The 25,287-nt window shown below is 73.3% G+C and carries 21 protein-coding genes and 1 pseudogene; 11 read left to right on the top strand and 11 right to left on the bottom strand.

Annotated elements, in window-relative coordinates:
- The first annotated feature begins 99 nt into the window (after positions 1-99).
- Positions 100-360: a mycoredoxin gene (locus ABD241_RS01785; protein WP_142184726.1), complete on the top strand. Its 261-nt coding sequence runs from the start codon at positions 100-102 to the stop codon at positions 358-360.
- Between the two features lie 59 nt (positions 361-419).
- Here ABD241_RS01785 and nudC read toward each other — a convergent pair whose 3' ends face one another.
- On the bottom strand, positions 420-1,466 hold the full coding sequence (gene nudC / locus ABD241_RS01780; RefSeq protein WP_344057844.1) for an NAD(+) diphosphatase: 1,047 nt from the start codon (positions 1,464-1,466) through the stop codon (positions 420-422).
- A 117-nt stretch (positions 1,467-1,583) separates the two neighbouring features.
- On the opposite strand from nudC, the gene ABD241_RS01775 reads away from it, so the two are divergent.
- Positions 1,584-3,257: a phosphotransferase gene (locus tag ABD241_RS01775; protein WP_344057842.1), complete on the top strand. Its 1,674-nt coding sequence runs from the start codon at positions 1,584-1,586 to the stop codon at positions 3,255-3,257.
- A 21-nt stretch (positions 3,258-3,278) separates the two neighbouring features.
- On the opposite strand, the gene ABD241_RS01770 is transcribed toward ABD241_RS01775, so the two are convergent.
- The gene (locus ABD241_RS01770) at positions 3,279-6,782 is read right to left on the bottom strand and encodes an ATP-dependent helicase (protein ID WP_344057840.1); all 3,504 of its coding nucleotides are present in this window, start codon (positions 6,780-6,782) and stop codon (positions 3,279-3,281) included.
- Positions 6,779-10,018 carry an ATP-dependent helicase gene (locus ABD241_RS01765; RefSeq protein ID WP_344057839.1) on the bottom strand — a complete coding sequence of 1,080 codons (3,240 nt, stop codon included), beginning with the start codon at positions 10,016-10,018 and terminating at the stop codon, positions 6,779-6,781. The genes ABD241_RS01770 and ABD241_RS01765 overlap by 4 nt, the downstream gene beginning before the upstream one ends.
- A 274-nt stretch (positions 10,019-10,292) precedes the next feature.
- On the opposite strand from ABD241_RS01765, the gene ABD241_RS01760 reads away from it, so the two are divergent.
- A complete protein-coding gene (locus ABD241_RS01760) occupies positions 10,293-11,633 on the top strand; it encodes an FUSC family protein (RefSeq protein ID WP_344057836.1) in 1,341 nt (446 codons plus the stop codon).
- On the opposite strand, the gene ABD241_RS01755 is transcribed toward ABD241_RS01760, so the two are convergent.
- Together ABD241_RS01755 and moeB are read right to left on the bottom strand one after the other, a co-directional pair.
- Positions 11,630-12,364: an MGMT family protein gene (locus tag ABD241_RS01755; protein WP_344057834.1), complete on the bottom strand. Its 735-nt coding sequence runs from the start codon at positions 12,362-12,364 to the stop codon at positions 11,630-11,632. The two genes, ABD241_RS01760 and ABD241_RS01755, sit on opposite strands and share 4 nt — an antisense overlap.
- Positions 12,365-12,374: 10 nt before the next feature.
- Positions 12,375-13,553 carry a molybdopterin-synthase adenylyltransferase MoeB gene (gene moeB, locus ABD241_RS01750; protein WP_344057832.1) on the bottom strand — a complete coding sequence of 393 codons (1,179 nt, stop codon included), beginning with the start codon at positions 13,551-13,553 and terminating at the stop codon, positions 12,375-12,377.
- 97 nt (positions 13,554-13,650) lie between these two features.
- Between moeB and ABD241_RS01745 the strand changes: the two genes are divergently transcribed.
- The 4 genes from ABD241_RS01745 to ABD241_RS01730 all read left to right on the top strand — a co-directional run bounded on the left by ABD241_RS01745 (position 13,651) and on the right by ABD241_RS01730 (position 15,669).
- The gene (locus tag ABD241_RS01745) at positions 13,651-14,406 is read left to right on the top strand and encodes a TetR/AcrR family transcriptional regulator (protein ID WP_344057830.1); all 756 of its coding nucleotides are present in this window, start codon (positions 13,651-13,653) and stop codon (positions 14,404-14,406) included.
- Between the two features lie 58 nt (positions 14,407-14,464).
- A complete protein-coding gene (locus ABD241_RS01740) occupies positions 14,465-14,686 on the top strand; it encodes a DUF3107 domain-containing protein (RefSeq protein ID WP_344057828.1) in 222 nt (73 codons plus the stop codon).
- 235 nt (positions 14,687-14,921) lie between these two features.
- Positions 14,922-15,200, top strand: a complete 279-nt coding sequence (locus tag ABD241_RS01735; RefSeq protein WP_142221193.1) for a GlsB/YeaQ/YmgE family stress response membrane protein — start codon at positions 14,922-14,924, stop codon at positions 15,198-15,200.
- Between the two features lie 199 nt (positions 15,201-15,399).
- Positions 15,400-15,669: a GlsB/YeaQ/YmgE family stress response membrane protein gene (locus ABD241_RS01730; protein ID WP_344057824.1), complete on the top strand. Its 270-nt coding sequence runs from the start codon at positions 15,400-15,402 to the stop codon at positions 15,667-15,669.
- Positions 15,670-15,827: 158 nt separating this feature from the next.
- Here ABD241_RS01730 and ABD241_RS01725 read toward each other — a convergent pair whose 3' ends face one another.
- Complete coding sequence (locus ABD241_RS01725; protein WP_344057822.1) at positions 15,828-16,568, bottom strand: ferritin-like fold-containing protein; 741 nt, start codon at positions 16,566-16,568, stop codon at positions 15,828-15,830.
- Positions 16,569-16,811: 243 nt separating this feature from the next.
- Between ABD241_RS01725 and ABD241_RS01720 the strand changes: the two genes are divergently transcribed.
- Positions 16,812-18,575: a DEAD/DEAH box helicase gene (locus tag ABD241_RS01720; RefSeq protein ID WP_425580651.1), complete on the top strand. Its 1,764-nt coding sequence runs from the start codon at positions 16,812-16,814 to the stop codon at positions 18,573-18,575.
- A gap of 251 nt (positions 18,576-18,826) precedes the next feature.
- On the opposite strand, the gene ABD241_RS01715 is transcribed toward ABD241_RS01720, so the two are convergent.
- The 4 genes from ABD241_RS01715 to ABD241_RS01700 all read right to left on the bottom strand — a co-directional run bounded on the left by ABD241_RS01715 (position 18,827) and on the right by ABD241_RS01700 (position 22,806).
- A complete protein-coding gene (locus ABD241_RS01715) occupies positions 18,827-19,873 on the bottom strand; it encodes an NAD(P)-dependent alcohol dehydrogenase (RefSeq protein ID WP_344057818.1) in 1,047 nt (348 codons plus the stop codon).
- 117 nt (positions 19,874-19,990) lie between these two features.
- Positions 19,991-20,824 (bottom strand): ParA family protein, encoded by an 834-nt coding sequence (locus ABD241_RS01710; protein ID WP_344057816.1) that lies wholly within the window; start codon positions 20,822-20,824, stop codon positions 19,991-19,993.
- Between the two features lie 124 nt (positions 20,825-20,948).
- Positions 20,949-21,833 (bottom strand): RecB family exonuclease, encoded by an 885-nt coding sequence (locus ABD241_RS01705; protein WP_344057814.1) that lies wholly within the window; start codon positions 21,831-21,833, stop codon positions 20,949-20,951.
- 82 nt (positions 21,834-21,915) lie between these two features.
- The gene (locus ABD241_RS01700; RefSeq protein WP_344057812.1) at positions 21,916-22,806 is read right to left on the bottom strand and encodes a PHP domain-containing protein; all 891 of its coding nucleotides are present in this window, start codon (positions 22,804-22,806) and stop codon (positions 21,916-21,918) included.
- A gap of 111 nt (positions 22,807-22,917) precedes the next feature.
- On the opposite strand from ABD241_RS01700, the pseudogene ABD241_RS01695 reads away from it, so the two are divergent.
- From ABD241_RS01695 to ABD241_RS01685, 3 genes and pseudogenes are all read left to right on the top strand, one after another.
- Positions 22,918-23,130 (top strand): annotated as a pseudogene (locus ABD241_RS01695) (SigE family RNA polymerase sigma factor); the annotation flags it as partial.
- A gap of 191 nt (positions 23,131-23,321) precedes the next feature.
- Positions 23,322-23,540 (top strand): sigma factor-like helix-turn-helix DNA-binding protein, encoded by a 219-nt coding sequence (locus ABD241_RS01690; protein ID WP_344057810.1) that lies wholly within the window; start codon positions 23,322-23,324, stop codon positions 23,538-23,540.
- On the top strand, positions 23,537-24,652 hold the full coding sequence (locus ABD241_RS01685) for a hypothetical protein (RefSeq protein WP_344057808.1): 1,116 nt from the start codon (positions 23,537-23,539) through the stop codon (positions 24,650-24,652). The genes ABD241_RS01690 and ABD241_RS01685 overlap by 4 nt, the downstream gene beginning before the upstream one ends.
- A gap of 22 nt (positions 24,653-24,674) precedes the next feature.
- Here the strand turns inward: ABD241_RS01685 and ABD241_RS01680 are convergent, their stop codons facing one another.
- Positions 24,675-25,217: a MaoC family dehydratase gene (locus tag ABD241_RS01680; protein ID WP_344057806.1), complete on the bottom strand. Its 543-nt coding sequence runs from the start codon at positions 25,215-25,217 to the stop codon at positions 24,675-24,677.
- Between the last annotated feature and the right edge of the window lie 70 nt (positions 25,218-25,287).

Genomic DNA, 25,287 nt, shown 5'->3' with positions numbered 1-25,287 from the left:
CCGGCGTGACGGACCATCCCCAGCCGGGAACAATCCGCGGCTCCGTGACGCTGCACTGGCAGTACGACCGCCAGCACGAGACGAGCGAGAAGGAACGGCATGCCGAAGGTCACCCCCGACGAGGGATCGATCACGATGTTCACGACGTCGTGGTGCGGCTACTGCACCCGCCTGAAGGGCCAGCTGACGCGCGAGGGCGTCCCGTTCACCGAGATCAACCTCGAGACCAGCCCCGAGCACATCGACTTCGTCGAGCAGGTCAACGGCGGCAACCGGACCGTGCCGACCGTCGTCTTCCCCGACGGCAGCGCCGCGACCAACCCCTCGCTCTCCGAGGTCAAGCAGCGCCTGGCCGGCTGACGCTCCTCACCGCGCCTCCCCACCAGCCCCTTCTCACCAGCGCCTCCTCACCAGCCCCTTCACCAGCGGGGTGGGACGCCGCCCGTCACCGACTCCACGGTGGCGCCGAGCCAGCGTTCGATGATGCGCTTGGCGATCGAGATGCCGCTCGGTGTCCGGACGGTGCCGGCGCGTAGCAGGTCGCGGTACTCCTCCCGGGACACCCAGCGCGCCTCGGCCATCTCCACCGGGTCGATCGTCAGCTCCGTCTCGCGGGTCGTGGCCGCGAAGCCGATCATGACCGACGACGGGAACGGCCACGGCTGGTTGCCGAGGTAGCGGGCGGTGTCGATCGTGATGCCGACCTCCTCCGAGACCTCGCGGGCGACCGCGGTCTCGAACGACTCGCCGGGCTCGACGAAGCCGGCAAGCACCGAGAACCGCCCCTCGGGCCAGTGCGCGCCCCGTCCGAGGAGCAGCCGGTCGTCGGGGTCGACGACCGACATGATCACGGCCGGGTCGGTGCGAGGGTAGTGGTCGCTGCCCTCGCGCTCGCAGTGGCGGACCCAGCCGCCCTCCGTCGGAGAGGTGGGGGCGCCGCAACGCGGGCAGAAGCGGTGCGTGGCGTGCCAGTTCGCGAGCGCCAGTCCCGTGGTGAAGATGCCCGCGTCGCGGGGAGCGAGTGCCTCACCGGCCTGCCGCAGGGTGAGCCAGCCCTGCTCGGCCGGTTCGTCATCGAGGGCCGGCACCACGACGCCGACGTATGCCGTCCCGTCGCCGTCGCGACCGAGGTGCAGTGAGAGCCGGTCACGGTCCTCCGGCAGCGGCGGCCTCAGCGCCAGGGACAGGGAGCCGCCGTGGCTGCCGTTCTGTCCAGGCCTGCCGGGCACGCGGGCGTCGCCGGTCGCACCTGTCGCGCCGGCGGTTCCGTGAGCGCCCGGAGTCGCCGCCGACCCGTCACCGGCTCCCACCACCTGCATCCGGTCACCGCGGATCTCGGCCACCAGCGTTCGCGGGTCGCCCAGCAGGTCGGTCAGCACGTCGGGGCGGCGGCGCTCCTCCGCCACCCGATCGAGGGAGCTGCGCGAGAGGGCGAGGTCGGCCAGGGGCTCGTCGGTCACTGCCACACGCCCACCCTAGGCGGCCGCCGTGGCGCCCTGACCGGTGTCGAGGGTGCACGTGACGCGGGGCTGCCCGGGCGTCGCCTCCCACGCTCGGCGCGTCGCTCCACTTACGGTGGACGGGTGACCCGAAGCCCGCTGTTCCTCGCCGCGCTGGCGAGCTCGGCCGTGCCGGGCCTGGACCCGGTGAGAGTCCAGGGGGTCGCGACCCGGCCGGGCGATCTCTTCGAGATCGCCTACGTGCAGGACAGCCAGGACCGGCGCTGGGTGGTCAAGGCGCCCTGCACGGCAGCTGCGGGCGCGATGCTGGACGACGTCTCGGCGCTGTCCGGGCTGCTCGGGCGCCGCATCGAGATCGCGATCCCGATGGTGCGCGGCTACTCCCCGGTGCCCGAGGGGCGAGCCGCCGTCTACCTGCGCCTACCGGGCCGTCCTCTCGACTTCGCCGCTCTCGACGCGGGCCCGCTGGCCGCCGAGGTGGGCCGCGCCCTCGGCCACATCCACAACATCGACCACCTGGTCCTCGAGGAGGCGGGACGGCCCACCTACGACGCCGAGGCACACCGCAGGCGCCAGCTGTCCGAGCTCGACCGGGCTGCCGCCACGGGACACGTGCCGACCGGCCTGCTCACCCGCTGGGAGCACGCGCTGGAGGACGTGTCGCTGTGGCGCTTCGCCCCGAGCGCGGTGCACGGCACCCTCACCGGCGACAACGTCCTCGCCTCCTTCGAGGACGACGACGACGCGTCCACCGGTCGGGTGCGCGGGGTGCTGGCGTGGGAGGAGAGTCGCATCGCCGACCCTGCGGACGACTTCGCCGAGCTCGCCAGCGTCGCGCCGGCCAGGACCCTCGACGCCGTCCTGGACGCGTATGCCGCCACGCGGATCGAGCGACCCGACGTGCACCTCGTGCGCCGCGCCCGCCTGGCTGCGGAGATGGCGCCGTTGCGCCGGCTCCTGCGCGCCCTGTCCGCGGGTGAGCTGGACGTCGTCGAGAGCACCGCCGAGCAGCTGCGCGCCCTGGAGGCGCGCGTCGAGGCGGACGACCGACGACACGCCCAGGAGGACCGGAGGCGCAGCGAGCGTGCCGAGCAGGCACGCCAGCAGGCGGCTGCCACACCCGCGGGCAGGGAGACTGCCGCGGCCTCCCCACCGTCCGAGCTGGAACGGCCGGAGCCCGACTGGGACGCGACCCAGCCACACGTGCCCTTCCCGGCGCCGGGCGCGACCCAGGCGATCTCGAAGGCCCCCCTCCTCGACGAGGCCCACGGAAGACCGGCGTCGGACGGCGGCCCGAGCACGTATGCCGCTCCGGAGAGCCAGGCGCGCGAAGGCACCCGCACCGGGAGCACTGTCCACGACCCTGCACAGGATCCACCCCACGAGCCAGCCCAGGAGCCGACCCCCGAGCCGGGCCAGCCGGCCCACGAGGGACCTGCTGGTGGCACCGTCGACGAGCCGGGTGACGCTACGCACACCGCCGGCGCCGGCAACGAGGCCGTCCGGCACGACCGCACCGGGAGCACCGTCTTCTCGTCGCCCGGCGACGTGCACCCGGTCGGCGAACCCGCTACTGACGGCACCGCCGAGGGGTCGGCGGACGAGCCCGCGCGGCAGCCGGAGGAGTCACAGCCCGTGCCCGTGGTGGCGCCGGGCAGCGAGGCGTCCGCGTTCGAGATCGACGAGGTCGAGGCACTGCCGGAGGACGAGGGGGCGGTCCTCGACCTGCACGAGGGCGCGTCGGGGTTCGTCCCGGTGACTCCTCCCGGCCAGGCCCGCACGGACGAGTCCCCCTGAGCCGGCACCCCTGGCGGTGGACTACTCGGGCAGCGTGCGGAGGAGCCCGACGAGTGCCGTCTCATCCGGCAGCTCAGGGCGAACGGTGACGCCCTCCCGGGCGTAGTAGAAGGCGGCATCGACGAGCGACGGGTCCACGCCTCGCAGCCGAGCGAAGGCAACGGCGTACGCCGCGAGCTGGAGGGCGCGGACCGTCGCGTCTCGGCCCGTGGGGCGTGCTCCCGTCTTCCAGTCGACGACGGTCCACCCGCCGTCGTCGCGCGGGAACACCGCGTCGACGCGGCCCCGCACCGCGATGCCGTCGATGATCGTCTCGATGGACAGCTCCACCTCTTCTGGGATGCGGTCGGCCCATTCGCTCTGGAGGAAGCGCTCCTTCATCGCATCGAGGTCGCCGTCGGCGCCGGCACCCTCGTCGGCGCTGCCGGGCAGCTCGAGCAGGTCGACGAAGGCCGCCCGCGCGTAGTGCTCCTCGATCCAGGCATGGAACGCCGTGCCCTGCCGCGCCGCGACTGCGGGCGGGCTCGGCATCGGGCGCCGTAGCGACATGGCGAACGCCTCGGCGTCACGCGCGAGCGACACGACGGCGGACGCGGACAGGTGGCGCGGCACGTCTACGACCGGCTCGCCGCGGGACCTGCGGGCCGCCTGCTCGGCGAGCAGGATGCGCAGGTCGTCGACCCTCCGATCGCCTTGTGGCACAGCAGGGCCCGACTCGATGAGGGCGGCCACCCGACGATGGGCGTCGAGCAGCCCGGCACGGCGTTCTGCCATGGGGTCGTGCGGCCACTGGCGTGAGAGCGGCACGGCCAGGTGCGGGTTGCTCGGCGCGCACGCCTTGCCCTTGCCGTCGACGACCGGCTCGGGTGCGGCCACCCAGGCCCTGCGCGCAACTGCGCCGGGAAGGGCGTCCTCGACCTCGGTGAGGAATCGCGAAGGAACGGACAGTGTCTTCTTCGCGGCTCCCCAGAGATGGGTCGTGAGCAGCATCGCGGAGCGCGCCCGTGTGAGGGCGACGTAGGCGAGGCGGCGCTCCTCGGCGATGGCATGGCTGCCCCCGTCGAGCACGAAGGCCTCGATGGCCACGCTCAGAGCCTTGCGGTCGGGCACGCCCCGCCAGTCCAGGTGCGGCAGCCCGTCGCGGTCGCCCCGCAGGTCGTAGGGCAGGGAGTCCAGGCCGATCAGCCAGCCCTTGTCCTTGACGGCGCCCGAGCACGCGTAGTCCACGGGATCGCTGCCGGCCACGGGCGCCACGGCCGTCGCGCCGTGCGCGGGGAAGACCCCCTCGACAAGCGTCGGCACCGCCACGACGTCCCACTCCAGGCCCTTGGCCGCGTGAACCGTCAGGACCTGCACGGCGTCGGCGTCGGACTCGACGTGGCCGGCGTCGAGGCCCCGCTCCTGCTCGCGGGCCGCGTCGAGCCAGCTGAGGAAGCCCGAGAGCGTGGGGCGGTCGGCGGTCATGGCGTAGCGGGCCGCGACGTCGGCGAAGGCGTCGAGGTGGACCCGGGCGGTGGAGGCGGTGTGCTCCGCTCGGGCCAAGACCTCGATGTCGAGACCGATCGCCACCTCGGCCTCGGCGACGAGATCGACGAGAGGCAGTGCCGTCAGGCGGCGGAGGCGGCGCACGACCTCACCGAGCTCTCGGAGCCGAGCCAGGGCCTCGTCACCGATGGTCGCGCCGTCGCGGCTCGTCCACCCCGCACGCGGCAGGTCGTCGAGAGCCTCGACGAGAGTGGCCGTGTCGGCGCTGTCGGCGGCCAGGTCGGAGCCACGGCGGTCACTCTCCGGCGCCGCCTCCAGCGGCTCGTCCGGGCCGAGCTGGGACGGTGGTCGACCCACCGACTGTGCGCTTGCGTCGGGTGATGGACCTTCCGTCGCTGCCGGGGACGCCTGGCCATCGGCCGCGGACCTGTCCGCTTCCTGCTCGGACCCTGCGGCTCCTCGTGCCGGGCGGGAGTGCAGCTCGCGAGCCCAGGCCCACAGGCCGGCCAGGTCGGCCGCGCCGAGTCGGACCACCGGGCCGGTGAGCAGGCGCATGAGGTGGTCGCCCCGCGTGGGGTCCTGCACCACCCAGAGTGCCGCGACGAGGTCGCTGACCTCCGGCGTCACCAGCAGGCCGCCGAGGCCGACGACCTCGACGGGGAGCTGCCGACGGCGCAGTGCCTCGAGGACGATCGGGAAGGTCGACCGGCGACGGCAGAGGACGGCTGCGCTGCGGCCGGTGCGGCGACCGCTCGGGCTGAACCAGTGCGAGGCGACCCACTCGGCAACGTGGTCGGCCTCCTCCTCCGCCGTCTCGAGGCGCGCCACCTCGATGGACCCGTCACCCGCTCCGGGCCGTGGACGCAGCGGCTGCACGTGCTCTGTCGCGAGGGGCGCAGCGACGGCGTTGGCGGCGTCGAGGATCGACGAGTCGTTGCGCCAGCTCGTCGAGAGCGGCAGCACTCCGGCCGGGCCGGACCCGTCGGCGAACTCGGAGGGGAAGCGCAGCAGGGTGGTGGCGCTCGCGCCACGCCAGCCGTAGATGGACTGGTTGGGGTCACCGACCGCGGTGAGCGCGACCCCCGGGTGGTGGAACAGCGAGCGGAGCAGCTCGAGCTGTGCCTCCGAGGTGTCCTGGAACTCGTCGAGCAGCACGGCGCGGAAGCGCTCCCGCTCGATCTCCGCCACGGCGGAGACCGATCTCGAGAGCCGCGCCGCGATGGCCATCTGGTCGGCGAAGTCGAGGGACTCGCGCTCGCGCTTGAGGTCGAGGAACGCCTCGACGATCGGCAGGACGGTGCGCCGTTCGCGCAGCACCGCGACAGCCTCCTTCGCCGCGGTGAGCGAGCCCTTCCCGTCGCCGTCGGGCAGCGAGTCGAGCCGGGCCAGCACCTCGTCGAGGTGTGCCATGACCTCGCCCGGCGTGCGGACGTGCTCCGCCATCTCACCGGCGAGGGCCATGACGGCCTGGACGACGGTCGCCTCGCTCTTGACGACGCCGTCCATGGGGCCGTCCCAGCGCGAGACCGCCTCGGCGGCGAGCTGCCAGGCGCCCGCCTCGGTGAGGATGCGGAACTCCGGCTCGATGCCCACCCGCAGCGCGTGCTCGCGGACGAGCCGGCCGGCATACGCGTGGTAGGTGGACACGGTCGGGGTGCCGCCGAGGACCTCAGCGCCGCTGCCGTCGTCGGCGGGCGGCGTCCAGATGCCGGCCCGTTCGAGACCTCGGAGCCGCTTGGCGATGCGCTGCGACAGCTCGGCGGCCGCCTTGCGGGTGAAGGTGAGGCCGAGCACCTGGTCGGGGTCGACGAGGCCGTTGGCGACGAGCCAGACGACGCGCGCCGCCATGGTCTCGGTCTTGCCGGAGCCGGCGCCGGCCACGACGAGGAGCGGCCGGGCGCCCGCCTCGATGACGGCCGCCTGCTCGTCGGTGGGTGGCGGCATCTCGAGCGCCCGGGCGATGTCGAGGGCGCTGTGGTGCGGTCGCGAGCCCGCTGCCAGGTCGGCGGCCGGCTCGAGGTCGGTGTCGACGGAGGTCACAGGGCGTCACCTTCAGGCTGGACGGGACACGAGGAGCGGACCGGGCACGTCTCGCACGCCTTGCCCTGGGACGCCCGGAACTCGGCGGCGCCCATCCCCTCGGCGGTCTCCTCGACGAGGGCGCGCGCCCACGTGGGGTCGGTGCTGCCGGCGAGGGGGTCCTGCGTCAGGACGCTGGGCTTGAGGCCGGTCAGGCCGCCCTTGCCGATGAAGACGAGGGCCGCGCCCGCGCTCTGGTCGCCGAGCTGCGCGAACCCGCCCTCCTCGACGGCGACCTGGTAGGTGCCGAGCTGCCCGTGGGTGGCCAGCTCCGCCTTGGTGGGCTTGGACTTGCCGGTCTTGAGGTCGACGATGCGCACGTGCCCGTCGGCGTTGCGCTCGATGCGGTCGACGCGCCCGGCGACGACGGCGCGGCCGACCGTGACGCGGAAGTCGGTCTCGATCCCGACACGTTCCCAGTCGCGCTCGGCACTGGCGCGGTAGGCGGCGAAGCGGGCCACCATCTCGTGCGCCTCCTTGCGCGTGCGTTCGGTGACCCACCCCGGCTTGAGCCCGAGGCGCCCCCACCGCTCGTCGACCTCGCGCTCCAAGGTCTCGAGCGGGGCGTCCGGCAGCTCGGCGACGATGTCGTGCACGAAGGTGCCGACCGAGGCGGCCCCGAGCGAGACTCCCTCGCCACCGACGGAGGTCAGGAACCAGCGCATGCCGCACTCCGCGAAGTAGGTGACCTTCGACGGTGACACCGGGACCGGCTCGTCGGGTCGGCGCACCGGCCGGTCGCTGGTGACCGAGCGCAGCGCCCACCAGGAGCGCGGGTCGGCGCCGCGGACTCCCTCCCGGGCAGCGGCGGCGAGCAGGTTGAGGGCGGGCTCGGCCACCCCGGGGTCCGGGCTGACGGCCTCGCGGCGCAGCTCACCGACGAGGCCCGGCAGCGTCATGGTGCGGGCGACCTCGGAGTACGGTCGCACCTCGTCGGCCAGCCGCGTGGACGCCGGCGGGTCGACGAGGTCGAGGTAGACAGACGGCTGCTCGTCCTCGTTGCCCACCGCCGTGACGAGCAGGCGCTCGGTGGCGCGGGTGACTGCGACGAGGAACAGGCGCGTCTCGTCGTAGCGGACGGCGGCCTGGGCGGCCCGGAAGCCGAGGGGCCGGTGGGCGACGACGTCGACGAGGTCCTCGGAGCCCAGGACGGAGCCGCGCAGGCGCAGGTCGGGCCAGACCCCCTCCTGCACCCCGGCGACGACCACGATGCGCCACTGGCGACCCGCCGCCGTCTGCGGTGTCAGCAGGGCGACCCGTCCACCGGACTGGGCGCCGACGAGGAGGGTGTCGCCCGGGACGTCCTGGCCCTGGATGTGCTCGAGGAACTTGTCCGGACCGGCGGTGGGGAGCCGGTCGACGAAGGCGCCGGCGGCGTCGAAGAGCGCGAGCACGGCGTCGAGGTCGCGGTCGGCCCGCTCGCCGGAGCTGCCGCCGGCCAAGGCCTGGCGGCGCCACCCCTCGGCGAGGCCGAGGCCCTGCCAGATGGCCCAGAGCACCGACTCGGCCGTGACGCCGCGGTCCCAGCGGCCGTCGCCCGCGACCCGGGCTGCGGCAGTGCCCGCTGCGAGGGCCTCGGCGATCCGTGCGGCAGGCCGCCCGGTGGACCCCAGCAGGGCCGCGCGAGCGGGCGACTGGACCAGCTCGGCGAGCAGCTCGTCGCTGGACCGGCCGCCGCCGGAGGCGAGCTCCTCCTGCCGCAAGGACCGCCGCAGGCGCCGCAGTGCCACGGCGTCGGACCCGCCCACGGGCGACAGGAGCAGGTCGGCGGCGCGCACCGGGTCGATGGCATGGCGCTCGCCCCGGTGCTCGGCACGCGCCATCGCGATGCTCTCGTCGAGCAGGTGGAGCAGGGGGCGCACCGCGCTCTCGTCGCGGACCGGCGTCTCGGCCGTGCCGGCCTCCACGGGCACGCCGGCGTGCGCGAGCAGCCGGCGCATCGCGTCGGCACGTGCGGAACCGCGGACGACGACGGCCATGTCGGTCCACGGCACGCCCTCGACGAGGTGCGCACGGCGTAGCACCGCGGCGACGTGAGCGGTCTCCTGCGCCGCCGACCGCAGCAGGGCGACCTCCATGGTCGCCCGCGAGGGGTCGTCGACGGCAGGGGCCATGCGTCGCTGCTCGCCTCCGCCGAGGGCGCCGATGCGTCGTGAGACCCGGTCGGCCACCCCGACCAGGGCAGAGCCGAGCCGGTGGCTGCGGTCGAGGACGACCGTCTCGCTCGACGCCTCGCCGCCGAGGTCGTCGATCAGGTCGAAGAGCCCGCCGACGAACCGGGGGTCGCGGCCCGCGTCGGCCAGGTCGCGCCAGCCGTCCGCGAGGAACCGTGGGTCGGCGCCGCGGAAGGTCTGGACCGCGACGTCCGGGTCGCCGATGAGCACGATGCGGGGGCCGCCCGGGCCGGCGAGCACCCGCAGCAGGCGCGCCGCCGCTGAGGTGAGCTCCTGCGCCTCGTCGACGACGACGAGCCGGATGCGCTCGTGCACGCGGTCGAGCGCGGAGGGGTCGTCGGCGAGCAGCTCCGCGACGGCCGTCAGCACCCAGGCTGGGTCGTAGGACCCGTGCCGGCTGAGCGAGGTCACCTCGTCGTACTCACGCAGCACGTGGGCGGCCGCGGCCCACTCCGGACGGTCGTGCTCCACGGCGAGCCGGGCGAGGTCGTCGGGCGTCTGCCCCAGCTCCACCGCCCGCATGAGCAGGTCGCGCAGCTCGTTGCGGAAGCCCCGGGTGCCGAGCGCCTCGCGGAGCTGCTCGGGCCAGTCGGGCCCAGGCACCTCGCCCGACGCATGCCCGGCGAGGAGGTCGCGCAGGATGACGTCCTGCTCGGGACCGTTGAGCAGCCGGGGCGCGGGCTCGCCTCGCAACGCCGCCTCGGCCCTCAGCACCCCGAAACCGAACGCCTGCCAGGTGCGGGCCAAGGACTCCGTCGACGTGCCGCCGAGCCGGGCTGTCACCTGCTCGCGCAGCTCGCCGGCGGCGCGTCGGCTCGAGGTCAGCACCAGGCAGGAGTCGGCCCGCAGGCCTCGCCGCTGGACCGCATCGGCGACGAGCTCGACCGCGAGCGTGGACTTGCCGGAGCCGGGCCCGCCGAGCACGCGAAGGACGTGTGCTGACGAGTCGAGGGCGGCCTGCTGGCGCTCGTCGAGCGTGACCCGCACGGCGGCGGGGGCGGGGGCTCGGCGCAGGATGACCACGACGAGATTCCATCACGCGCCCCCGACACCACCGGATCCCAGGGCCATCGCCGCGCCGCGCCGCGCAACCACTCCACCGTTACCGCCACCACCACCACCGCCACGCGCCACCGCCACCGAGGCGTCGGGCCGAAACCGGCAGCCGACCCGCCCACCGTGCCGGGCCTCGCACCGGGGCGCCTCCCCACCGGGTCTCGTACGATGCGGGTGGCGCGGTGCGCTCCCCAGCCCGGACGGCAGGACCCCGAGACCACACCCCACCCGAGGGCGGCTGATGTCAGCAGAGAAGAGCGTCGGACCCACCGTGTGGGACCGCCTGCTCGCGTGGGCCTGGCCCAGCCACCCCCCGCGCTGGCAGGACGTGCCCGGTCGCCTGCGACCGACGCTGGTCACGGTGTCCCGGCTCACGACGGCCGCGGTGACCGCATACGTCCTCTCCCAGGTGGTGACCGGCGGCACCCAGGACCTCACCGGCCCCCTCACCGCGCTGCTCGTGGTCCAGGCGTCGGCCTTCTCGACCATCAAGATGGGGGCCGTCCGCGTCGGGGCGGTCCTGTCCGGCATCCTCGTCGCCACGCTCCTGTCGACCTGGATCGGCCTCACCTGGTGGAGCCTGGCCGCCGCCATCGCGGCCTCCCTGCTGTTGGCGAAGGTGCTGCGCCTCGGGGAGCAGGCCCTCGAGACCCCGATCAGCGCCATGCTCATCCTCGGGGTGAGCAACCACGACGTCGCCGCCGAGACCCGGATCATCAACACCCTCATCGGTGCGGCGGTGGGGATCGCCTTCAACGTGCTCTACCCGCCGGCCATGCCGACCGGCGCCGCGAGACAGGCCCTGCTCAGGGTCGTCGACGCCGCCGCTTCGCCGCTCGTCGACGCGGCCGAGGGCCTCAAGGCCGGTCCCGTGAGCCGGGACCAGGTCGGCGAGTGGATCGACCGGGCCCGCTCGGCCACCGGCGAGGTCGCCCGTGCGACGGAGACGATCGGCCACCTCAAGGACAGCCGCCGCTTCAACCCGCGGGCGCTCGGCACGGTCGACGTCGAGCCGGTGCTCGCCTCGGCCCTCGACAACCTCGAGCACTGCCTGCTGGCCATCCGCGCCCTGTTCACCCTCCTGCTCGCCGAGCTGCCGCCCGAGGCCGCGCGTGAGGACCCCTACGGTGACGAGCTGCGCTCGGCGTTCGCGGTGGTGCTGGACGACACCGCCGAGTGCCTGCGCGCCTTCGGCGGCCTCGTGGTGGCCGAGTCGGAGGGCCGCGAGGAGGACGCGGAGGCGGCCCTGGCGCAGAGCCTCGACATCCTGCGCGAGACGCAGGCCATCCTGACCGAGCTCATCCTCGTGCGGGCCCGCGAGGACACCTCTTCGTGGTTGCTCCGGGGCTCCATCCTCGCCGCGGTCCAGCAGGTGCTGGCGCAGCTGGACCTGGAGAACCGCGCCCGCGTGCACCGCCAGTGGAAGGAGCAGCAGGAGCACCGACGACTCGCCCAGCTGCCCCGGCTCGTCCACGACGTGCTCCCCCACCCCGACCGGCCCTACCCCCGAGGGCTCGAGCCCGGGCGCCGGCGTCGACCCCGCCGGCCCACGCGCGCCGACGACCAGGCGGAGCGCCACTAGGAGGAGGCGACGACCTCGACCTCGAAGCCCTCCCCGCTCTCGAGATAGGCGGCGTAGTGCTGCGGCCCACCGGCATACGGGTGCCGGTCGGCGAACATCAGCGTCCACCCCCCGTCGGCGCACTCGTCCGCCAGCGCGTCGACCTCGGCGCGCGAACCACCGTGGAACGCAAGGTGGTTCAGCCCCGCCCGCCTCCGCTCGTGCCGGCCGGGGACGACATCCGGGCCGGACTCGACGACGACGTAGAGCGACCCGAGCTCCCACGCCTGGCCGTGCCCCCAGTCGTCACCGAGGTGGTAGCCGAGCCGGCCGAGGAGCCATCCCCACTCGCGCCCGGCGGCCGCGATGTCCTCGACCCAGATCTCCACGTGGTGCAGGCCGCCGCGCGGTCCCGCTCCCCCACCGGCGGAGGTGGAAGCCGCTTCCGCGAAGTCCCACCGTGCCCTGGCCATGTCGGCTCGCGCACCGTCGACGAGCCCGCCCACCATGGGCGTGCCCTCGGCCCGCCAGTGCTCCAGCGCCTCGTCCTCGAGCCCCTGCGGGGGTCGGCCGTCCGAGCGGATGACGCGCCACCACGGCACGTCGGAGCCGTAGCGGCTCATCACCGTCCCGACCGTCCGCGGACCCATGCCGCCGAGCCGCTTGGCGATGTCGCCGTACGCGAGCACGCGGCCCTCCGGGATCGTGGAGACGAGGTCGAGCACCCGGTCGGCGTGGTCCTCCAGCGGCACGGGCGTCCTCTCAGTACTCGGGCTGGCTCGGGTCGATCTCCCGCAGGTAGGCGAGTATGCCGCCCTCGACGTTCGCGACGTCCGTGAGCCCCGCGCGCAGCGCGAGCCGGGTCGCCTCCGCGGAGCGGGCGCCGACCTTGCAGTGGATGAGGACCCTTCTGTCCGAGGGCAGCTCGTCGAAGGCCTCGCCCGAGCGGAAGAGGTCGAGGTGGATGGGCACTGCGCCGGGGATCGAGGCGATGGCGCGCTCCTCGTCGCCGCGCACGTCCACGAGCAGCGGCGGCTCCGCGCCGGCGAGCTCCTCGGCCATCTGGTGGACCGTCACCGTGGGCAGGTCGCCCTCGTCGTGGTGCGCGGCGCCCGGCACGCCACAGAACTCGACGTAGTCGACGAGCTCGGTGACGGTCGGGTGCTCGCCGCAGACCGGGCAGTCGGGGTCGGGTCGCACCGTCAGCGTGTCCCAGGTCTGGCGCAGCGCGTCGTGGACCATGAGCCGGCCCACGAGCGGCTCCCCGATGCCGAGCAACAGCTTGATCGCCTCGGTCGACTGCACGGACCCGATGGCCGCGCAGAGCACGCCGAGCACTCCACCCTCCGCGCAGCTGGGCACCGAGCCGGGAGGGGGCGGGTCGGGGAAGACGCAGCGGTAGCAGGGGCCCCGGCCGGCCCACCACACCGAGACCTGCCCGTCGAAACGCAGGATCGAGCCCCACACGTGCGGCTTGCCGAGGAACACGCAGGCGTCGTTGACGAGGTAGCGCGTCGGGAAGTTGTCGGTGCCGTCGACGACGAGGTCGTAGTCGCCGATGATCCCCAGCGCGTTGGAGGAGTCGAGGGCGACGTCGTGCCGGACGACGTCGACGTGGGGGTTGACCCGGTGGACGGCGGCCTCGGCCGACTCGGTCTTGGGCCGGCCGATGTCGGCGTCGGAGTGGATGACCTGGCGGTGCAGGTTGGTCAGGTCCACGACGTCGGCGTCGACGACACCGATGGTACCGACACCAGCGGCCGCCAGGTAGAGCAGGGCCGGCGACCCGAGGCCGCCGGCGCCGACGACCAGGACCCGAGCGGCGGCGAGGCGCTCCTGGCCCTCCCGGCCGACGTCGGGGAGGAGCACGTGTCGGGCGTACCTCGTGGTCTCGGCCTTGCTGAGGGCTCGACCCGTCTTGACCAGCGGATCCGTCGACATGCCCTCACCGTACTGCTCGGTATGGTGAGAGGGACCGGTCGTCTGCAGGGACGGCGACCCCTGACGAGCAGCGCGGCCACGCGCGAAGAGGACCCGCATGGCAGACGAGACCACACCGCCGGGCCGCGGCCAGCGGTTGCCCCGATCGGAGCGGCGGGCGCAGCTGCTCGACGCAGCCCTCGGCGTCTTCGTGGAGAACGGCTACCACGCGGCGGCGATGGACGACATCGCCGCCCGGGCGGGCGTCTCCAAGCCGGTGCTCTACCAGCACTTCCCCGGCAAGCTGGAGCTCTACCTCGCCCTGATCGACCAGCACACCGGCGAGCTCGAGCAGCTCGTGCGCGACGCCCTGGCCCTGTCCGACAACAAGGCCCGCATCAACACGATGACGCGCGCCTACTTCGACTTCGTCGGCCAGGAGGGCGCCGCCTTCCGGCTCATCTTCGAGTCGGACCTCGCCAACGAGCCGGAGGTCCGCAGGCGCCTCGACCAGATCGACCTGACGTGCGCCGAGGCGATGGCCGAGATCATCCGGAGCGAGACGTCGATGGACCAGGAGGAGGCCGTCCTCGTCGGGGTGGCGTTCGTCGGGCTCGCCCAGACGTCGGCGCGCCACTGGCTCACGCACGAGGCCACCGTGTCCAAGGAGACGGCGGTGCGCATCACCGCAGCCCTGATCCGCCGCGGCTTCGGCGCCTTCCCGCTCGTCGGCCGAGGCGAGGCCCGCGGCGACGGCGCTTCCGAGGGCGCCGTCGAGGGCGGCACGGAGCGAGGCGCCGAGGGAGGCGCCGAGGGAGGCACCGACGGGCAGGGCGGCGCGGCTCGGGAATCCGTCGGCTTCACCGCTGGTTAAGGTGACGACAAGGCGCGGTCGACCGCGTCAACCAGAGATCTGAGAAAGCAGGTTTGACGTGGAGGTCCGCATCGGAGTGCAGCACGTGGCGCGCGAGATCACGTTCGAGACGACGCAGTCGGCCGACGAGATCTACGCCGCCGTCAAGGCGGCGCTCGGCTCCGACGTCCTCGAGCTGACCGACGACAAGGGCGGCCGGGTCATCGTCCCGTCCGCGTCGATCGGCTACGTGACGACAGGCGCAGAGCGCAAGACCGGCGTCGGCTTCGGCGCCGTCTGACCGTACCCCCGACTACTCGCACAACGGGTTTCGCCGCTTCCCGACGATCCCGGGGCCGAAGGCCGCCGACCGACACCGGTCGGCGGCCTTCGCCGTGTGGGCGTGGTGCTCCGACTCCCAGCCGGTCGCCAGGAAAGCGTGGCAGCAGCCGCTCGGACGGGTACAGGAGAAGCGAGCGAGCCGAGACCACCGGCCCGTCGTCGCCCGCGCGGGCACCAAGGAGGAAACGCACACCATGATCGGAACCATCCTGGCCGCCCTCGTCGCAGGCGCGATCGTGGGACCGCTCGCGCGTCTGGTGCTGCCCGGCAGACAGCACATCGGCGTCCCTCTCACCATCGTGCTCGGCGCCGTCGGGTCGCTGATCGGCGCCTTCATCTACTACAAGGCGACCGGCGTCAGCGACACGCGCGGGATCGACTGGATCTCCGGCCTCATCGGCGTCGTCGTGGCTGCCGCGCTCATCGTCGGCTACGGGATGCTGACCGGCACCAGCAGCCGCCAGACCCGCTGACCCACACGGGCGCCCGGCCGCGCCGGCCCGCCTGGCACGTCTGGCCCCTTTGTCCCCCGGACGTCGGATGCATATGGAAATGCAACCCGCGACGTCCACCATTCCAGCCACAAGCGGTGAGACATTTATCTCGTCGCATGTGTTCTCCGCACCCCTCGCGGACCAATCGGTCGCACAGCGCGACCAGAAGGAGCGTCACATGATCGGAACAATCATCGGAGCCATCATCGCCGGTCTCATCATCGGCGCACTGGGCCGACTGATCCTGCCCGGCAAGCAGAACATCTCGATCCTGATGACCATCGTCATCGGCATCATCGCCTCGCTCGTGGCGACGCTGATCCTCGGCGGCATCTTCGGCTACACGAACGCCAGCGGCGGGATCAAGTGGTGGTACTGGATCGTCAGCGCCATCCTCGCGGCCATCGGCATCGTGGTCTACGGGCGCATCACCAAGCGCGCCGTCTGACAGTTCACCGAGGGGGCCCGACCGACCGGTCGGGCCCTTCTCCGTGTCCGCGCAAGTCCATCGCGCAGCCCGTCCCGACCCGCCGCGTATGCCGTCCCGGCCCGCCCGAGCGCACGGCGCCTCGGCGACACACCAGGGCACACGGCATACGCCCGCGGTCAGGCCGACAGGCCGAGGCGCTGCATCCGGCGGGAGTGCTCGTCGGTGAGGCGCACGAACATCCGTCCGAGCTCGGCGAGGTCGGCGCCGGCCCGGCCGGGGGCCCCGACGAGGATGCTGGCGAGGGCGTCGCGCTCGACGCCGACGCGCTGGGCCTGGGTGATCGCCTCACCGACGAGGCGCCGTCCCCACAGCGCCAGCCGGCCCGCGACCCGGGGGTCCTCCGCGATCGCCTCGCGCACGACGCTGACGGCGAAGTCCGCCTGGCCGGTGTCCTCGAGGACGCTGAGGACGAGCGAACGGGTGTCCTCGTCGACGTAGCGAGAGATCTCGCGGTAGAAGTCCTGGGCGATGCCCTCGCCGACGTAGGCCTTGACGAGGCCCTCGAGCCAGTCCGAGGCGCTCGTGCGCTCGTGGAAGGCGTCGACGGCGGGCACGAAGGGCTCCATCGCCGTCTCCGGCTCCACGCCGAGCGACTGGAGCCGCTCGGTGAGGGCGGCGTAGTTCTTCAGCTCGTGGGCGGCCAGCGTCGCGAGGGCCGACTTGTAGCGCAGGGTCGGGGCGAGGTCGGCGTCCCTGGCCAGCTGGCTGAAGGCCCGCAGCTCGCCGTAGGCCAGCGCGCCGAGCAGGTCCGTGACCGCCGCGAGGTAGCCGGGCTCGTCGGGCCTCTCCTCCCGCCTCTCCTCGGGGCTCGCGTCGGGGCTCTCGCCAGTGGTCTCGGGCGTCGCCTCGTCGCTCATGCCCACAATGTAGTGAACGAGTTCGGGGCTTTCGCCCGCATGCCGGTAGACTGGGCCGGACAACTCGGTGCCCGGTCGGCCCGATGGTTTGCCCAGATGGTGCTCGCGGGACTCACCGCGCACCGGTGGAGCCCGCACGGTCCAAGCAGTGCGAGAGCCACCCACCGTCCCTGACAGTCTCCGATCGGCCCGTCACGCGCCACTGAGCTCCCGACACAGCGGGGTGCTCGTGCCGATCGAGAGATGCCCATGACCCAGTCCCACGAGACCGCCGCCGATGGCGCGGTCGCCATCGAGGCGCCTGCCGCGCCTGACGCAGCGGCGCAGGACGCGCCCGAGCTGACGTTCGCAGACTTCGACGTCCACCCCGACATCGTCGCCTCGCTCGCCGAGAGCGGGATCGTCCACCCCTTCCCCATCCAGGCCATGACCCTGCCGGTGGCCCTCGCCGGCCACGACATCATCGGCCAGGCCAAGACCGGAACCGGCAAGACGCTCGGCTTCGGCGTCCCCATCCTCAACCGCGTCGTGGCCCCCGGCGACGCCGGGTTCGAGTCGCTCGCGCGTCCCGGCAAGCCGCAGGCGCTCGCCGTCGCCCCGACCCGCGAGCTCGCGGTCCAGGTGGCGGCCGACCTGCAGCGCGCCGGCAAGGGCCGCGGCATCCGCGTGCTCACCGTCTACGGCGGCCGCGCGTACGAGCCGCAGATCGAGGCCCTCAAGACGGGCGTCGAGGTCGTCGTCGGCACCCCCGGGCGCCTCATCGACCTGTCCAAGCAGGGTCACCTCGACCTGTCGCAGGCCCGCACCGTGGTGCTCGACGAGGCCGACGAGATGCTCGACCTCGGCTTCCTGCCCGACGTCGAGACCCTCATGTCGCTGACGCCGGCCTCGCGCCAGACGATGCTCTTCTCGGCCACCATGCCGGGCGCCATCGTCGCCCTCGCGCGCCGCTACATGTCCCAGCCCACGCACATCCGCGCGATGGGCGACGAGAACGAGAACGCCCACACCGTCAAGGCGGTCGAGCAGTTCGTCTACCGCGCGCACGCCATGGACAAGGTCGAGATGCTCTCGCGCATGCTGCAGGCCAACGGCCGCGGCCTGACGATCATCTTCAGCCGCACGAAGCGCACCGCCGCCAAGGTGGCCGAGGAGCTCGTCGAGCGGGGCTTCGCCGCGGCCGCGATCCACGGCGACCTCGGTCAGGGCGCGCGCGAGCAGGCCCTGCGCGCGTTCCGCAACGGCAAGGTCGACATCCTCGTGGCCACCGACGTCGCCGCGCGCGGCATCGACGTCGAGAACGTCACGCACGTCATCAACTACCAGTGCCCCGAGGACGAGAAGACCTACCTGCACCGCATCGGCCGCACGGCGCGCGCCGGCAACACCGGTGTCGCCGTGACGTTCGTCGACTGGGACGACCTGCACCGCTGGGCGCTGATCAACAAGACCCTCGACCTCGGCATCCCCGAGCCGCAGGAGACCTACTCGAGCTCCGAGCACCTCTACACCGACCTCGACATCCCGGCCGACGCCAAGGGCCGGCTGCGCCGCTCCGAGCAGAAGCTCGCAGGCCTCGGCGCCGAGGAGATCGAGGACCTCGGTGAGACCGGCAAGCGCCACGGGCGCGGCACCGGTGGCACGGGCCACGGCTCGGGCCATGGCGCAGGTCGTGGCGACGGCGCCGGGCGGGGACGCTCGCGGTCCGACCGTGGCCGGGACGGGGACACCGCCGAGGCGGGCACCACCCCCTCGGAGGACGGCGGGAGCCGCCCCCGTCGCAGCCGCAACCGCCGACGTACGCGTGGTGCCGGGGCGGCCGCCGCCGGCGCAGCGGGTGCCGCCTCGGCCTCAGGCGAGGACTCCCCTGCCACGTCCGAGGCAGCATCGACCGACGGCGAGGGTGGCTCCCGTCGGCCGCGGCGCCGTCGTCGCGGTGGCGCCGGGCGAGACGGAGCAGCCGCACGCGAGGGCGCGACCGCGTCCACCGCGCCCGCAGCGGAGTGACCTGCACGCACTGACACCTAGAGCACGCGTACGGCCGGGCCCCTGGTGGGACCCGGCCGTGCGCGTACGCCCTCGACGCGCGCCGGTCCGAGTGGCCGGAACGAAGGAGACAACGCCGCCTCCTGGGCGGTTTGGCGCGATCGCTCCGGTTGATCCGACCGGACCCCGCCGTCAGGGCGCCCCGGTGCGCCGACGGCCGGGCCCCTGGTGGGACCCGGCCGTGCGCGTACGCCCTCGTGGGGCGTGGGAGATCAGGCGTCGATCGTCGCGGTGTCGATGACGAAGCGGTAGCGCACGTCGCCGGCGACCACGCGGTCGTATGCGGCGTCGACCTCGTCGGCCGAGATCTTCTCGATCGTCGCGCCGATGCCGTGCTCGGCGCAGAACTCGAGCATCTCCGCGGTGGCGGGGATGCCACCGATGTTCGAGCCGGCCACGACGCGGCTGCCGCCGACGACGGCCCCGGGCGCGAAGTCGTAGTTGCCCGTGGGCAGGCCGACGTTGGCGATGACGCCCAGCGGACGCAGCAGGCCGATGTAGGTCTGCATCGGCAGGTCGGCGCTCACCGTGTTGATGATGAGGTCGAACGTGCCCTTGAGGCCCTGCAGCACGCCCTCGTCACCGGTGGCGTAGTAGTTCGTCGCGCCCAGGGCCTCACCGTCGCTCTTCTTGGCGTCGGTGCGGCTCAGCACGCTGACCTCGGCGCCCATGGCGGCGGCCAGCTTGACGGCCATGTGGCCCAGGCCGCCGAGGCCGATGACGGCGACCTTCTTGCCGGGACCGGCGCCCCAGCGCTTGAGCGGCGAGTAGACCGTGATGCCGGCGCAGAGCAGCGGCGCGGCGACGTCCAGCTCGATGCCGTCTGGGATGGCGACGGCGAAGCGCTCGGAGACGACGACCTGCTGGGCGTAGCCGCCCTTGGTCGGCTCACCGTCGTAGCCCTTGCCGTTGTAGGTCATGACGGCGCCCTTGGTGCAGAACTGCTCCTCGCCGTTCTTGCAGAACTCGCACTCGCCGCACGAATCGACCATGCAGCCGACGCCGACGCGGTCGCCGACCTTGTACCTGGTGACGCCGTCACCGACGGCCGACACGACACCCGCGATCTCGTGGCCGGGGACCATGGGGAAGATCGCGCTGCCCCACTCCTCGCGGACCTGGTGGATGTCGCTGTGGCAGATGCCGGCGAACTTGATGTCGATGAGGACGTCGTCGTCGCGCAGGTCGCGGTGCTCGACGGTCCGGGCCTCGAAGGGGGCTCCGGCGCTCGGTGCGACCAGTGCAGGCGTGGAAATCAAGAGGATGTCTCCTTCGTGGTGGATTGGCGACGCTCTCAGGTGCAGCGCCTCGCCACCGCGGTTCATTCCCGCGTCGGAGATTTCCCGGAGGTCACGGTCCAGGGACCGCCGACGGCCTCAGAGCCGCACGAGCAGGGACGCCGCCACGTCGCGGTAGGCCTGGGCGCCCTTGGACGAGCGTGCGGTCGCGAGGATCGACCGCCCGACGGCAGGGGCCTCCGCGAAGCGCACCGTCTTGGGGATCGGCGGCTCGAGGACCGGCAGGTCGTAGCGCTCCCCCACGTCGGCGAGCACCTCGCGCGCGTGGTTGCTGCGCCCGTCGAAGAGCGTCGGCAGGATGCCCCAGACCTCGAGGTCGCGGTTGAGGATCTTCTGCACGTCGGCGACGGTGTCGAGCAGCTGCCCGACGCCGCGGTGGCTGAGCATCTCGCACGGCATCGGGATGATGAGCGCGTCGGCCGCGGTGAGCGCGTTGAGGGTCAGCACCCCGAGGCTCGGCGAGCAGTCGAGGAGCACGACGTCGTATGCCGTGTCGAAGCCTTCGAGGGCCGAGCGCAGGACGTACTCGCGCCCGGGCCGCGGGAGCAGCATGGCCTCGGCGCCGGCGAGCTCGATGGCCGAGGGCAGCAGGTCGACGCCCTCCTCACAGGTCACCACGATCTCGCCGGGATCGGCTCGACCCGTGAGGACGTCGTGGACCGACCGCTCGACGGTGTCCGGGTCGACGCCGAGGGAGAAGGTCAGGCAGGCCTGCGGGTCGAGGTCGACGAGCAGGACCCGCTTGCCCTGCTCGGCGAGCGCCGCGCCGATGCTGGCGACGGACGTCGTCTTGGCCACGCCGCCCTTCTGGTTGGCCAGCGCGATGACGGTCGGACGGGCCTGCGCCGCCGCGGCCTGCTGCTGCCGTGCGGGGGCGGTGGACCTGTCGCTCGTGCGGGTGCGGGGCGCCATGCGGCCCAGTGTGTCAGGTCGGTCACCGGGTGGGCCGAACCGGATGCCACGCCTCGCAGGTCACGTGACGCAGCCGACACGGCTGCTGCACCTTCAGGGCACGACCCGCGGAGCCGCCGCGCGTTCAGGTGTCGGCGGGCGGGGTCACGGCGGAGTCGTATCCTGCGGCCTCGAGCCCAGCCCAGTCGGACTTCTCCGGCCCCATCTGCTGGCCCTCCGGACAGTGGGCGCGGAAGTCGCACCACGAGCAGATGGCCGAGGTGCGCGGCGGGAACCGGGCCGACTCCACGCCCAGCTCCTTGAACTCCGCGTCGGCACGCCGCAGGTCGGAGGCGATCGACTCGGCCTCGGCGATCTTGCGACCGAGCGACTCGTCGGTGTGCTCGTGCGCGGCGACGGCGCCGGAGGGCACGTGGTGCAGCTCCACCCGGTGGCAGGGCCGGCGGAACATCCGCGAGGCCGCGACGGCATACAGCGCGAGCGGCAGCGACGTGCGGGCGTCGTCGTCGGTGGGCACCTGCCGGCCCGTCTTGTAGTCGACGACGACGAGCTCGCCGTCACGGTCGTCGAGCCGGTCGATGCGGCCGGTGATGGCGACCGCCTCGGTCTTGAGCGACACGCTGCGCTCGATGCCGACCGGCTGGTTGTCGCGGTCGCTGCGCCGCAGGTAGTCGGTGACGGCGTCGCGCACCCGCAGTCGCCAGGCCGCGGACTGCTCCGGGTCGCGGAAGCCGACGTCGATCCACGACGAGCGGACGAGCTCGGCCACCCCGGCCGGCGTGCGCCGGTCGGCCGGCAGGTCCCAGAAGTCGCGCAGGACGTTGTGGGTCGCGATGCCGACCGACGTGTGCGCCCGCTGCGGGCGAGCCTGTGGCCGCGGGCGGTCGAGGTACTGCATGCGGTAGCGGCGCGGGCAATCGAGCCACGCCAGCAGCCGCGACGGCGACCCGGAGTAGAGCGGCGTGGGCATGCCGGCGAAGGTCGTCTGCTCAGCGGCACCCGTCGTCACGCCGCCACCCTACGGCGCAGCCCCGACACCGCGCGGCACCCGCACATAGGGCGTCTCCGTCCCTCGGGCGAGGCCCGAGGGCTCACGGCCGCAGCACCTCGGTGGCGCCGCTCGAGGCCGCTTCGATGGCGTCGAGGACCTCGGGTGCGGTCGTGTTCTCGCCGAGACGGTTGCGCTTGCCCGTGCCGTGGTAGTCGCTCGACCCGGTGAGCACCAGCCCCAGCCGCGCCGCCAGCTCCGTGGCGTGTGCGACCTCCTCGGGACCGTGGTCGCGGTGGTACGCCTCGAGCCCGACGAGGCCTGCTTCGCGCATGCGGACGATGAGGGCGTCGTCGAGGGCACCCGACCGCGTCCGCGTGAACGGGTGGGCGAGCACCGGCACGCCGCCGGCGGCGCGCACCAGCTCGACGGCCCGGACGGCGTCCGGGGCGTAGTGGCCGACGTAGTAGGGCGAGTCGTCCCCGAGCCACTCGCGGAACGCCTGGTCGCGGTGCTCGATGGTCCCGTTGGCGATGAGGGCGTCGGCGATGTGCGGTCGGCCGGGGGTCGCCCCGGCCGACACCTGCGCCAGCACCTCCTCGTACGTCAGGGGTATGCCGTCCGCCGCCATCCGCTCCACCATGCGTTCCAGCCTGGTGGCGCGGGAGTCACGGGCCCGCGCCAGCTCCTCGAGCAGGGGCCGGTGGCCCGGGTCCGGCAGGTAGCCGAGCAGGTGGATGGACGTGTAGCGCCAGGCACAGGAGATCTCGATGCCCCTGACGAGCGTGACCCCGTGCTCGCGCGCCGCGGCTGTGGCCTCGTCCCAGCCGGCGACCGTGTCGTGGTCAGTGATGGCGAGGACGTCGACGCCGGCCGTCGCTGCAGCAGCCAGCAGCTCGGCGGGCGTCTCGGTGCCGTCACTGACCGAGGAGTGCGTGTGCAGGTCGATGACGGGGCGCGCGCGGTCCGTGCCTGCGGTCCCGGTCGGTGTCACGCTCCCCAGCCTAGGGCGCGATCGGCGCATCCCTCCCACACCGACGCACCCGCGGCGGATACCGGCGTTCGAGACACCACGCTGGCAACCTTTGTCGGACGCCGCCCGTAGATGGGGCATGAGCAGGGACAGGGGAGCACAGTGAGCCGCCGCCGCGACGCGCGTGACGCCGACTTCACCGCCTTCATCACGCAGGCCGGGCCGGCGCTCCTGCGCACCGCGTGGCTGCTGACCGGTGACCACCACAAGGCGCAGGAGCTGACCCAGGCGTCGCTCGTCAAGACGTACGTCGCCTGGCCCCGGGTGCGGGAGGGCGAGGCGCTGGCGTACGCCCGGCGCATCCTCGTCAACCACCGGACCGATGTCTGGCGCGCGACCCGCCGCGAGCTCGTGACCGACGCGCCACCCGAGATCGACGAACGGGCGGCGCGACGAGACGCCGTGGCGACGATCGACGACCGCGACCTGGTCGTACGCCTGCTGCGCGCCCTCCCGAGCAGCAGCGCACCGTCGTCGTGCTGCGCTACTACACCGACCTGTCCGAGCAGGCCACGGCCGACGTGCTCGGCATCTCCGTCGGCGCCGTCAAGAGCGCCGGCTCGCGCGGCCTCGCGACGCTGCGTGCGGCGCTCACCGCCTCGCACGCCGCCGACGCCGCCGACGCCGACGAGGACGCCGCAGCCCAGGCCCAGCCCACCCCCGAACGCACCGGCCGAGAGAGGAGCGCCCGATGACCACGACGCCCGAGTCCGACGTCCGCGCCGCGCTGAACGGAGCCACCCACGTCGACGGCCTGTCGTTCGACCCCGAGGCGGTCCTCCTCGAGGGACGCCGCGTGGTCCGGCGCCGCCGCCTCGCCGTCACCGGCCTGGCCGCGGCCGCCACCGCCGTCGTCGCCGTCGTCGCGGTCCAGCTCGGCACCGGCCAGCCACGGGCCCTGCCGGCCCTTCCCCCGCAGGTGTCGCAGACCATATCGGCTGCACCGACCGGACCGTTCTCGGGCACCACCGCCAGCGACGGGTTCCGCCAGGGCAAGAGCGTCGATGTCGCGGTGGTCCCTCGAGGCGATGGCACGGTGCGGGAGACGTGGACCCTGTACGACGGAGCCAGCCGGCTGGGCACCGTCACCCGGACCGTGCCCTCGGTGCGCGTCGGGCAGGCGAGCTTCCTCATGCCGGCGGAGTCCAAGCAGAAGGGGATGGTCTACGGCTACGCCCTCACCGGGCCGGACGGCCCCACGGAGGGCCACGTCATGACGCAGCTGGTCTCGGCCCCTGAGCCGGCAGGCCCCGGTCACGGCGGGGGCCTGACGCTGCACGACGTCGCGTCCGGCCGCATTGTCGGCTCCCTGTTCTGGGCCGAGACGCCCCGCCCCGACCAGGTCGTGGGAATGACCTGGAACCGGACGAACCCGACCACCGCAGGGGTCACGTGGCTCGGCGACGGGGCGGCCCTGCGCAGCGACCGACCCACCGGCATCGACGCCGCGGTCGTGACGGTGAGCGCTCGTACGTCGGTGCTCCTGTGGCGCGACGGCGACCGGTTCTCCTTCGGTCAGCGCGCGGTGCCGTTCTCCGACCCGGGGTCCCTGCAGGTGGGGACCAACCCGCACTCCTCAGGTGCGCCCGGCTACGAGAACGACCTGGCCGTCGGCTGGGTCGCCGGCGACTCCGTGACGCTGACCTCGTCCGACCCCGGTGACACGTTCGCGATCACCTACGGCACCCCGGTCGGCGGCCGGACGCCCTTCGTGGCACGCGCCGGTCGACCCGACGTCAAGGGCACCGTGACGGTGACCGGTGGCGGCGAGACCCAGACCCTCGCCACCTGGGACCCCCAGTGGTGACCCGCGACGGCAGCCCGAGCCGTCACCCCTGGGCTGCCGGCTCGCGGCCGGGCCAGTTGCGGTCGGGCACGGGCACCGGGCGGCCGGGCTGCTCGCCGCCCCGGGCCTCGAGGTAGTTGGCCTTGGGCACCATGACCTTGCGCCGGAAGATGCACACGACCGTGCCGTCCTGCTTGTAGCCGATCGTCTCGACGTGCACGACACCGCGGTCGTCCTTCGAGGTCGACTCCCACTTGTCGAGCACCGTCGTCTCGCCGTAGATCGTGTCGCCGTGGAAGGTGGGCGCGACGTGCTGCAGCGACTCGATCTCGAGGTTGGCGATGGCCTTGCCCGACACGTCCGGCACCGACATGCCGAGCAGCAGCGAGTAGACGTAGTTGCCGACGACGACGTTCTGCCCGAACTGCGTCGAACCGGCCGCGTAGTGGGTGTCGAGGTGCAGCGGGTGGTGGTTCATCGTCAGCAGGCAGAAGAGGTGGTCGTCGTACTCGGTGACCGTCTTGCCGGGCCAGTGCTGGTAGACCGCGCCGACCTCGAACTCCTCGTAGCTGCGCCCGAACTGCATTGCCGCTCCTCGTCCTCCGACCTCACCCGGCCCCGCTGGGACGAGCGCTACCAGCCTGCCCGAGCGGACG

It is taken from the genome of Terrabacter lapilli, assembly GCF_039531305.1.
GTDB classification, from domain to species: domain Bacteria; phylum Actinomycetota; class Actinomycetes; order Actinomycetales; family Dermatophilaceae; genus Terrabacter; species Terrabacter lapilli.
The sequence above is the reverse complement of the archived record's forward strand: the minus strand, read 5'-3'. Positions and strand labels throughout refer to the sequence as shown.